The organism is Vibrio sp. MA40-2 (assembly GCF_047302445.1).
Taxonomy (GTDB): Bacteria; Pseudomonadota; Gammaproteobacteria; order Enterobacterales; family Vibrionaceae; genus Vibrio.
The window spans coordinates 375,937-387,170 of sequence record NZ_CP178627.1 but is presented as its reverse complement, the minus strand read 5'-3'; the positions used below and the strand labels follow the sequence as shown (position 1 = coordinate 387,170).

Genomic DNA, 11,234 nt, shown 5'->3' with positions numbered 1-11,234 from the left:
TATGGCAAACAAGTTTGTACTCGTGATTAACTCTGGTAGTTCGTCTTTGAAATTCGCAGTAATTGAATCAGAATCAGGTGATGCGTTATTGACTGGCTTAGGTGAATGTTTTGGTCTTGACGATTCACGCATGAGTTGGAAATACCAAGGTGAAAAAACAGAAGTTTCAATTAAAGAGGCTGGCAATCATCATCAGGCAGCTATAGCAATACTTGTAGATTTGGTAACTAAACTTGGCTTAACTGACAGCATTGTTGCTGTTGGTCACCGTGTGGTACACGGTGGCGAAATATTTAAAAAATCAGTGTTAATTGATGAAACAGTGATAAAAGATATTGAAGCAGTACAAGATCTAGCGCCACTGCATAATCCAGCTAACTTGTTAGGAATCCATGCGGCTCTTAAAGCATTCCCATCACTACCTCAAGTCGCTGTATTTGATACCGCATTCCACCAAACAATGCCTGCTAAAGCATTTACTGGTGGGATAGCTCATGAGCTTTATGAGCAATATGCGATACGTCGTTACGGTTTCCACGGTACTAGCCATTTCTATGTGAGTCGTGAAGCGGCTAAAATGCTGAATAAACCAGTTGAACAATCGAGCTTTATTTCTGTTCACCTAGGTAATGGTGCATCTGTATGTGCTGTTAGTAATGGTGAAAGCGTTGATACTTCTATGGGCTTTACTCCACTAGCTGGCTTGATGATGGGTACTCGAAGCGGTGATTTAGACCCAGGTGTAATCGAGTTTTTGCTTAAAAAAGGTTGGAGCCAAGATGAAGTTTTTGACACGCTGAATAAAAAATCTGGTTTCTTAGGAGTTTCTGGATTAACCAGCGATGCTCGCGGAATTCTTGATGCAATGGAAGAAGGGCATGCAGGGGCGAAACTTGCGTTTGAAGTATTTACTTATAGAGTAGCTAAGTACATCGGTTCTTATATGATTTCGTTAGATTCACTGGATGGTATTATTTTTACTGGAGGAATAGGTGAAAACTCTTTGCCAATTCGTAGTGAAATATTGAGTTACCTTAACCTTCTAGGCTATAAAGAAGATAGAGCGAAAAACGAAGCAGCACGATTTGGCGCCAGTGGTTTCATTACTCAAGAGGGGACACCTGTTGCAATGGTGATTCCTACTAATGAAGAGTTAGTGATTGCACAAGATGCGATTGCTTTAATTTAATTGCTTACATAACTGCAGTTAACATGTAATTATTTGCTTTACTATATAGCGGCTATCATTTGATAGCCGCTTTTTATAGTATGCTGGTCAGAATAATCTGCGGTAAAGGCTTATCGATCAATGACCATTTCTCTGTTTGAACGATTTTAAATGTTGTCAGTTGGTAAAATTAATGTACTATCTGGTGTTACAAAAAAATTATGTATGTTTTTTATCCGAATATAATTTGTGGGTATAGTTTTCGAATATAGTTCGCTGGCATAGTTCGTAGACATAGTTCGTCGGCATAGTTTGGCGACATAGTTTGTGGCTGTGTTACTGGCAGATATAAAACGGTTAATATTAGTTGGTTGAATATATGGATATAGTAATCGCTGGTACGATTTTTACCGTGCTTACAGGGCTTATGTTGTTTAGCTATCATTTAGCAACAACTAGAGTCGTTATGAGCCAACCTTCCACAGTTATTTTAGATACATCAGGTCACGTCATTTTTTTAAGCCAATCATTTCAAGACATAACATTTTTGGGTTTAACATCAGACAATTTCGTACAACTTGATTCTAATTTCCTGCAATTCTTACAACAAAATACCGACAAATCATTTCACTATAAATATCAATCTCACGATTCTAATTATTATTATTCCTTTTTTGGACAGAAAATTTATTTTCGAGGTAAAAGATGTTGGCAAATTACGGTTAATCTCGATTTGTCTAGCCTACAACATGCTCAGGAGTCTTTAGGTGAGCGCCTTGTATACAACAAAGCATTTCTACAGAGTATTATTCACAATATTCCTGACGCCGTTGGGATGACAGATGAAAATTTAGTGTATGAAGCCTGTAATCAAAGTTTTGTCGAAGCATTAGGAATCGCAGATCCAAATGAGTTGATTGGTAAGAAGTTAGATGAGGTTGCAGATAAAAGTATTGCCGAAAAATTTGCTGCATCAGATAAAAGTGTTTTAGATACTGGAGAGGAATTCCATATTGTCGATGAGGTTATCGATAAATCTGGCAATAAACAGTGGATAGAAGCTAGAAAGTTTATCTATTTTGATAGAGAAACCAATAAAAGAGGGCTTTTTATTGTCGCTCGAGATATCACGGAGGGGCAAATCGCTAAGCAAGCATTACAACAAGCTAAAGAGGAATTTAAGCGCTTAAGTTTGATTGATGGGCTGACTGATATTGGTAATCGTCGCTATTTTGATGAGACGTTACACTCTGTTTGGAACTCTCATTATATTCAACAGACACCTATGACTATAATGTTTTGTGATATAGATGAGTTTAAAGGCTTAAATGATAAATATGGCCATAGTGAAGGTGACCGAACCTTAATTAAGGTAGCTAGCGCATTGCAAAAATCACTCACCCACGAGCAAGATCGAGTGTTTAGGATAGGTGGGGAAGAGTTTGCGTTCATATTGCCAAATACTGACAAGAATAAAGCCGACATAATATCTGCTCGAATACACGAACATGTTGAAGCGCTTCAAATTGCTCATGATGAATCTAACATAAAGCCTGTTTTAACTATTAGTGTTGGTGTTATTACTTTAATTCCCCAATGCCTTGATTCCGTCGTTGATACATTAGAAATAGTCGATCAAGCGTTATATCAGGCTAAATCCAACGGTAAAAACCAAACGACCTATGCGGCGTGAATAGCATAATTTCAGTGTAAAGCTAACACATGTTTATTCCCATCTATAGATCTATAACCAAACATAGTATGTTGTGTTAACGATGCCTATCGCGTCGAATAAGTCAGTTAGCTAACCGCTTAGTAAGTCAAATATTCGTAAAATTAGAGTAACTAATATGAAAAAAATAGATCTTGATAAAGAAGTTGATAGGACGGGTAGTCACTCTCTGAAATGGGAGTTTATGAAAAAGATTTCGCCTCATGTTAATGAAGATACACTTCCGTTGTGGGTCGCTGATATGGATTTTCCCTGTGCACCCGAAATTATCGATGCGATGCGCGTTCGAGTTAATCAACAAATTTTTGGTTATAGTATGGCTGACCAAGGCTATTACCAAAGCGTACAAAGTTGGTTTCAATCGCGGTTTAATTGGTCGGTTGATACTGATGATATAGTCACTACCAGTGGTGTCATTCCGGCACTAGAAGGTCTAATTTCTATATTTTCCCAGCCGAATGAGGGCGTGATTATCCAGCCTCCGGTTTATCATATGTTTGCCACTGTTATAAACAGAACAGGGCGAGTAGTAGTAGATAACCCTTTGATCAATAAGCAAGGTGTCTATTCAATTGATTTTGACAACCTAGAGAAAAAAGCTAAAGTAGCTAGCAATAAAGTGATGTTGTTTTGTAGTCCGCATAACCCTACTGGGACCGTTTGGTCTGCGGAAGATCTGATTAAAGTCGCAAATATTTGTTTGGAGAATGATGTATTACTTGTAAGTGATGAAATTCATTTCGATTTAGTCAGAAAAGGAGTAACACACTATCCTCTAGCGTCATTACTCCCCAATGAAGATAAAATTATTACATGCACAGCGCCTAGTAAAACGTTTAATCTAGCCGGCTTACATATTTCGAATATTGTGATTCAAAACCAACATTTTAAACAGAAGTGGAATGAGAAACTTGGTCTTTCGTTACCTTCTCCTATCGCTATCTCTGCAGTTAAAGCCGCTTATACTTATGGAGAACCTTGGTTAGAGCAGGTGATCGATTATATAGACAGCAACTTTGATTTCGCTAAGTCATACTTAGAAAAAAACTTGCCGAAAGCGCAGTTTATCGTTCCTGAAGGCACCTATTTCATTTGGCTAGATTTGACTGCTTATGGTTTAACGCCAGCTAAGATAGACGATTTGATGGTAAAAAAAGCTAACGTCTTATTAGAAGGTGGAACCATGTTTGGTAAAGAAGGCAAAGGTTATCAGAGAATAAACATTGCCTGCCGTCGTGCCATACTTAGTCAAGCTTTAGACAGAATATGCAGCGCTTTTAGCGAGTAAATTATCAATGATTGATATATGCTCATCCGTAACGCCTGCTCGTCGTTGGTATTTCGGTTGAGTTCTATCATTTTCAAAAGGATGATGCCATCCTAAGGTGGTCTCAATAAAATGAATCGCGAAATTTTCGGAAATATCAAGACATCCCGCTAAAACCGTATCAACGTAGCTTTGCACTATAGGAGCTTGCTCTGTGGGGGAGTTTATGCTGTTTGTTACGTAGGCCCATACTGGCTTGGTTGAATCTAATCTACCTGGCATATCTATTTTATTATGATTGATTTTAATACGAGAATAACCAGCTTCTCTAATGTCGAAATCATTGAGTGAGCTATCATTAACTTCAAGTAAAACACCATTAACTTGACCTTCACCAATCTCAACCGCTAAAGGTGATAGCTGGTAGCTATCATCAATTAAACTCCAGTGACGGACTAGTCCACTGACTACTACGGGGATAGCCTCGCCTGTTTGTCCGGTTAGTTTCCGTGAATGGGAGTTAAGTAAGCTGCCATAGCCAAATATGTACATAGAATCTAATTTTCCTAATTAATATTAAATTACAGAATAGGGTCTTTTATTGTAAAAAAATTTCATGTCTTCATTTTGTACACTAATTGAACATGACTTACATCACATTAACAAATCAACTATGTGATTTATATCACTATTAATCTTGTCTAATAGGTTACAAATAATCATAATGTGATCTGTATCTCAATAAACTTTTTATTTAAATTTTATAAAGTGTGACATCAAATCTTATTTAATTGTTGACTTTGTTTTAATTAGATAAATGTAATAAAATTACATTGACTTTTTGCAGGTTAAATCACTTTATTTTATCTTTGTTATTTATTTATTGTGACTATTGTCACGAATGTTCGGCTATAAGTGAAAAGCACGTTTTATGTGTTAAATTTATTGTGTCGAAACAAAATACGGTTTTAGCGAACCGACAACATAAACTTTAGAACATCGAACGGGGAACTCTTATGTTATCACCAGAAGCGAAGGTCAAAGTACAGAACTTTGGTCGTTTTCTCTCCAACATGGTAATGCCAAATATTGGTGCATTCATTGCTTGGGGTTTTATTACTGCTCTATTCATTCCAACAGGTTGGATTCCAAACGAGACTTTGTCTTCAATGGTTGGTCCAATGATTACTTATTTGCTACCTCTACTTATCGGTTATACCGGTGGTAAAATGGTTGCTGGTGAACGTGGTGCCGTCGTTGGTGCTGTTACAACAATGGGTGTTATCGTTGGTACTGATATCCCAATGTTTATGGGTGCGATGATTGTTGGTCCATTAGGTGCACTTGCTATCAAGAAATTTGATGCAGCGGTTCATGGTAAAGTGAAAAGCGGCTTTGAGATGTTAGTTAACAACTTCTCAGCTGGTATCATTGGTATGATCTGTGCGATTCTAGCTTATGTTGTTGTTGGTCCAGCTGTTAAAGCGCTATCTACTGCAATGGCATCAGGTGTAAATGTTCTGGTTGAAACAGGTATACTACCTCTTACATCAATTTTTGTTGAACCAGCTAAGATCCTATTCTTAAACAACGCAATTAACCACGGTATCTTCTCGCCACTTGGTATCCAACAAGCAGAAGAAGCGGGTCGTTCAATTTTCTTCCTAATCGAAGCAAACCCAGGACCAGGTCTAGGCTTACTACTTGCTTACATGGCGTTTGGTAAAGGTGCTGCAAAACAATCTGCTGCTGGTGCGTCTATCATCCACTTCTTAGGTGGTATCCACGAAATTTATTTCCCATACGTATTAATGAACCCTCGTCTAATCCTAGCAGTTATCGCTGGTGGTTCTACAGGTGTATTCGTTAACGTAATGTTTGATTCTGGTCTTGTTTCTCCAGCATCTCCTGGCTCTATCTTTGCTGTATTGTTGATGACTCCGAAAGCTGCATTTGTTGGCGTTATTCTTTCAGTAATCGCATCGGCTGCTGTTTCATTCTTTGTTGCATCGCTACTGATGAAAACTCAAAAACAAACAGACGATGATGACTCTCTAGAAGACGCGACTAACCAAATGAAAAACATGAAGTCGACTTCAAAAGGTGCGGCTGGTACTGACATCAACATGGCTCAAGTGACCAAAATCATTGTAGCTTGTGATGCAGGTATGGGTTCAAGTGCAATGGGTGCGAGTCTTCTACGTAAGAAAGTTGAAGCGGCTAACCTACAGATTGAAGTCACAAACCTTGCGATTAACAACCTACCACAAGATGTTGATATTGTTGTTACTCATAAAGATTTAACCGACAGAGCGCGTAACCATGCTGCTTCTGCTAAACATATTTCACTGTCTAACTTCTTAGATAACGCGTTATATGACAATTTAGTCTCTGAGCTTGTTGCTGCTCAAGAGGGCGCTGCAAAAAAGCCTGAAGCATCAGTAGACACAAACTCTAGTGAAGAAGGAACACTAAAGTTATCAACTGACAACATCTTTTTAGGAATGGAAGCGTCAACTAAAGAAGAAGTTATCAAGTTTGCTGGTGAACAACTTGTTAAGTTGGGTAATGTGGCTCCCGAATATGTTGCCGGTATGCTGGCACGTGAAGAATTAGTTTCTACCTATCTGGGTGAATCTATCGCTGTTCCACACGGTACAATTGAAGCAAAACAACACGTACTAAAAACAGGTATTGTCTTCTGTCAGTTCCCTCAAGGTATTCAATGGGGTGAAGATGAAGATGATGTTGCTAAGATGGTTATTGGTATTGCCGCTCAAGGTGATGAACATATCCAAGTTATCTCAGCAATTACAAATTCACTTGACGATGACGAAGCAATTGAATGTCTGAAGTCTACATCTAATCCAGATGATGTACTTCGAATTTTAAATGGCAATTAATTCCTTTTAATCGACGCTCCTAAGCGAAGTGAACGAGGTCGGCCTTTGCCCCCAATGGCTGACCTCATTTTTGATTTTAATAACTTTTATTTTTTTGGAATACATATTATGAAAGCACTACATTTTGGCGCAGGTAACATTGGTCGTGGTTTTATTGGTAAATTACTAGCAGACGCAGGAGTAGATGTTACTTTTGCAGATGTTAATGAAGAAGTCGTTAATGGGTTGATTGCTCGCAATGAGTATCCTGTTAAGGTGGTTGGCGCAGACTGTAAAGTTGAAATGGTTACAGGCGTTACTGCATTGAATTCTACTAGCCCTGAAATTGTCGATGCCATTGTAGCCTCAGATCTCGTTACTACAGCGGTTGGACCAACAGTCTTAAAAATCATTGCGGGAACAGTGGCAGAAGCAATCGAAAAGCGCTTAGCTCAAGGCATTTCTACACCGCTTAATATTATCGCTTGTGAAAATATGGTACGCGGTACTAGTCAACTTAAAGAAGCAGTATTTGAAAAATTAAGTGACGAAGTGAAACCAAAAGTTGAAGAATTGGTTGGATTCGTTGATTCAGCAGTTGACCGAATTGTTCCTCCAGCAGAAGAGGGAGAAACCGATCCTCTAGCCGTGACGGTAGAAACATTCAGTGAGTGGATTGTTGACCAGACTCAATTTAAAGGTGATATTCCAAACATTCCAGGTATGGAATGCACCGATAACCTAATGGCATTTGTTGAGCGTAAATTGTTCACCCTTAATACAGGTCACTGTGTTACGGCTTATTTAGGTTGTCTTGCTGGTCACAACACCATTCGTGAAGCTATTGAAGATCAAACTATTAAAGCTGACGTAAAACAAGCAATGGAAGAAAGTGGTGAGGTTCTAATTCGTCGCTACGGTTTTGAACCTGCCGCACATGCTGCGTATATTGAAAAAATTCTAGGACGTTTTGCTAACCCATATCTTGTTGATGAAGTTGATCGTGTTGGTCGTCAGCCATTACGTAAACTTGGTGCAGGTGATCGCTTGATCAAACCATTACTTGGTACGATAGAGTATGGCACAGCAAACAAAACGTTACTTAAAGGTGTTGCAGCAGCGTTGAAATACACCAATAATTCAGACCCGCAAGCTGTAGAGCTACAAGAGTCACTAAAAGCAGAAGGCGTGAAAGCAACACTTGCTAAATATACAGGCCTTGACGTTGATGGCGAAGAAATAGCCTACGTCGATGCGTTGTATGCTCAGCTTTAAGTAATCTTATAAGGGAGGACGGGCAGTCCTTCCTTATACTCTATGTAGTAAAGACAAAATATGGTAGATACAGTAGACGAAACCGAAGTAATTGAAAAACTGAATAGTACAACCTCCGTTAGGGCATTTTTTGTCGTAGCCGTCAGTGTTTTCAACGAAGCAGTTGAAGGTCTAATGCATAGAATATTTCAAAAAGATAACTTTGCCGTACAATCAGTCGTTGGTCCTTTACTACATGATACAGGACCGTTAGGTGACGTTAGTGTAAGGTTGAAATTACTTTTTGGTTTAGGTGTTATTCCTGATGCTGTTTATCATGATATTGAAGATATAATTAAGTTACAGAATAATCTTAATGCCGATTTATCTGATCACGCATTTACAACTCCTATAGTTTTAGAGTCGATTCAAAATTTGAGACTGATAAAAAAAATGGGTGTGGTTCATTTTGAACAATTAGAACCAGATGGTGATGTCGATATCGAATTTTACCAAATGCAACAAGCTAGACAACAACAGGTTATAAAATCCAGCTTAGCGCTTGCTGTGGTGGAGATATGCCACGAACTAAATAAGGATAGTCCTTTCTAATCTTGCCATGTAAGCTCCGAATCGTTACTGGAGACGTCTAGATTGGGAAGGGCATTTTTTGCCAATTTCTTATCTTCATCCCACTAATCATTAGGTTAAGTTACATACCCATATTTAATTTATTTTCCTTTTCAGAGCCTAAAGAATTTGACTGTATAAATACACAGTAATATGATTGCGCTTGTTTAGGTTGATTTTTAATCTGCGTGGCGGTCTATCGTCTTACTTAATAATAAGTGTATGTTATGAACTTTATTGAAACCCAAAATTATAAAACGCCCTATGGTGAACTACTTCTTGCTAGCTTTCAAAACAAGTTATGCATGTGTGACTGGCGTTATAGAAAAATGCGAACCGCTATAGATAACCGGATTGCAAGTAAATTGGGTGCAACATTTGTCGAAAAAGATAATGCTGTATTGCAGCAAACTAGAAACCAATTTGAAGAATACTTTCAATCAAAACGTCGTGAATTTGATTTACCATTGCTGTTTATTGGCACCGCTTTTCAAAAGCAAGTTTGGCAACAACTTATGCAAGTGGAGTTTGGTGATACATCGAGTTATTTAGAATTGGCACAAGGAATAGGCAATAAAAATGCAGTACGTGCTGTTGCTAATGCTAATGGAGCCAATGCTTTGTCCATTGTTGTTCCATGCCACCGTATTATAGGCAGTAATGGTCAGTTAGTTGGTTATGCTGGTGGCTTAGAAACGAAAAGAAAATTGCTGATGCTTGAGCAAGATATGTTTGCTCCATCATAGTTTCCAATCCTTTTGTTTTAGTTCGAGTAATGATGCATATAATGGACTTCCACCGATGGCCTGAGCAATAAATGTCGCACCAAAACACGTTACCATGGTTGGTAGAATAAGTTGATAATTATTAGAGATCTCGACAACCAATACCACCCCAGTAAGCGGTGTACGTAAACTCCCAGCTATCAACGCTCCCATACTAGCCACTGCGTAAATCCCTGCATCGGTTGCTATATCAGGTGCAATATCATGTATTAGCACTCCGTAAGTTAAGCCAAAAAACGTCCCTAAGGTTAGAATTGGAGCAAAAATCCCCCCCGGAGCGCCAGAACCAAAGCACGCAATGGTGCCAAACATTCTTAACGCAAAAAATAATGCCATAACCATCCATGGAGCCGGAGTAGAAAAAAGCTGTGCGATGGCTGGTAAACTGCCTCCGGATAAAATAGGGTAAGTAACATGCAGTAACGAGAATAGCGCACCAAACAAAGCGCCCGTCGTCACTAAACGTAGCATGCTTGTTCCATGGTAATGTTTAAACCAGCTGGTGGTATGAAGAATCATTTTATTAAAATAGACGCCAATAATTCCGAACAACATGCCCAAAGCCGCAAATGTAGGTAAAGATTGAAGTTGTGGTGTATCAAAGGTAGGAATTAATAAAACCGCATTTTGGCCATTTAAATATTCCATCACAATAGTGGCAGCTATTACGGCCAACGTAACACATTTTACCGAGGTAAAATTATAACTAAACTGTCGTCGCATCTCTTCATTTACAAACAAAATTGCGGTTAAAGGGGTATTAAATGCCGCGGCAAGACCAGCAGCTGACCCTGCTGCAACTAGGATATGTTGGGCATGTTCAAATTTATGTGCCTTACTTGCTACCATACGACCAACAGCGCCACCTAATTGAATAGAAGGTCCACCTCGTCCTAAAATCATACCAGAGCCAATGGCAAGTGTTGCGGATACAAACTTAACCGGTAAAATTCGATACCAACGGATATCGTGTTCGCCAGCCAATGCTCCTTCAATATGAGGAATACCACTGCCTTCTGCTTCCGGAGCGAATCGATAAGTGAGCCAAAACCCGAGTGCAGCCATAGAAGCCCCACTGAAAACGATAATGGCAGCTTGAACTAAGAATTGGTCTGGTGAACTATAATCAAGTAGAGATATGCGAAATTCCAGTATCCAATTAATAAAAATATTAAAGTAAGACACAACTATACCGGCTAATGTTCCAACGATCCCTGATAACAGAACGACAGCAAAGTAGTCGCTTTGATTAGAAAAAAAATTAGGGATAAGCGTTGGCCGAGAAATTTTTGCCATAATATAAACATCATCTCTATAGTTGGTCGTTAAATGAAAGCGTGCTGCATAAGTGGCGAAATAATAACATATATTTCTAGTGGGTTTATGAGTAATAATTTTTAAAAGCGGTAAACTTACATCACAGTTTTGCTATTTCATTTCGGCAAATATTGCTTTTTTGTAAATACCAACCAAACTTAAAAAGTAAGGCAAAGCCAACCTACTTACATGGAGTTAA

The 11,234-nt window shown here is 38.7% G+C and carries 9 protein-coding genes; 7 read left to right on the top strand and 2 right to left on the bottom strand.

Features of this window, described 5'->3' with window-relative positions; translation table 11 throughout:
• The first annotated feature begins 1 nt into the window (after position 1).
• The 3 genes from ACLKML_RS01635 to ACLKML_RS01625 all read left to right on the top strand — a co-directional run bounded on the left by ACLKML_RS01635 (position 2) and on the right by ACLKML_RS01625 (position 4,188).
• Positions 2-1,189, top strand: coding sequence for an acetate/propionate family kinase (locus tag ACLKML_RS01635; protein ID WP_413283352.1), 1,188 nt, complete (start codon positions 2-4; stop codon positions 1,187-1,189).
• Positions 1,190-1,547: 358 nt separating this feature from the next.
• The gene (locus ACLKML_RS01630; protein WP_413283351.1) at positions 1,548-2,861 is read left to right on the top strand and encodes a diguanylate cyclase domain-containing protein; all 1,314 of its coding nucleotides are present in this window, start codon (positions 1,548-1,550) and stop codon (positions 2,859-2,861) included.
• A gap of 157 nt (positions 2,862-3,018) precedes the next feature.
• Positions 3,019-4,188, top strand: a complete 1,170-nt coding sequence (locus ACLKML_RS01625; RefSeq protein WP_413283350.1) for a MalY/PatB family protein — start codon at positions 3,019-3,021, stop codon at positions 4,186-4,188.
• Here the strand turns inward: ACLKML_RS01625 and ACLKML_RS01620 are convergent.
• A complete protein-coding gene (locus ACLKML_RS01620) occupies positions 4,156-4,719 on the bottom strand; it encodes a gamma-glutamylcyclotransferase family protein (RefSeq protein WP_413283349.1) in 564 nt (187 codons plus the stop codon). The genes ACLKML_RS01625 and ACLKML_RS01620 overlap by 33 nt on opposite strands.
• Before the next feature lie 464 nt (positions 4,720-5,183).
• Here ACLKML_RS01620 and ACLKML_RS01615 point away from each other — a divergent pair, with 464 nt between their 5' ends.
• From ACLKML_RS01615 to ACLKML_RS01600, 4 genes are all read left to right on the top strand, one after another.
• Complete coding sequence (locus ACLKML_RS01615) at positions 5,184-7,070, top strand: PTS mannitol transporter subunit IICBA (protein WP_413283348.1); 1,887 nt, start codon at positions 5,184-5,186, stop codon at positions 7,068-7,070.
• A 108-nt stretch (positions 7,071-7,178) separates the two neighbouring features.
• On the top strand, positions 7,179-8,324 hold the full coding sequence (locus tag ACLKML_RS01610; protein WP_413283347.1) for a mannitol-1-phosphate 5-dehydrogenase: 1,146 nt from the start codon (positions 7,179-7,181) through the stop codon (positions 8,322-8,324).
• Between the two features lie 60 nt (positions 8,325-8,384).
• Entirely contained in the window at positions 8,385-8,915 is a 531-nt protein-coding gene (locus ACLKML_RS01605) for an MltR family transcriptional regulator (RefSeq protein WP_413283346.1), read from the top strand.
• Positions 8,916-9,160: 245 nt separating this feature from the next.
• On the top strand, positions 9,161-9,679 hold the full coding sequence (locus tag ACLKML_RS01600; protein WP_413283345.1) for a methylated-DNA--[protein]-cysteine S-methyltransferase: 519 nt from the start codon (positions 9,161-9,163) through the stop codon (positions 9,677-9,679).
• Here ACLKML_RS01600 and clcA read toward each other — a convergent pair.
• The gene (gene clcA, locus ACLKML_RS01595) at positions 9,674-11,014 is read right to left on the bottom strand and encodes a H(+)/Cl(-) exchange transporter ClcA (RefSeq protein ID WP_413283344.1); all 1,341 of its coding nucleotides are present in this window, start codon (positions 11,012-11,014) and stop codon (positions 9,674-9,676) included. The two genes, ACLKML_RS01600 and clcA, sit on opposite strands and share 6 nt — an antisense overlap.
• Between the last annotated feature and the right edge of the window lie 220 nt (positions 11,015-11,234).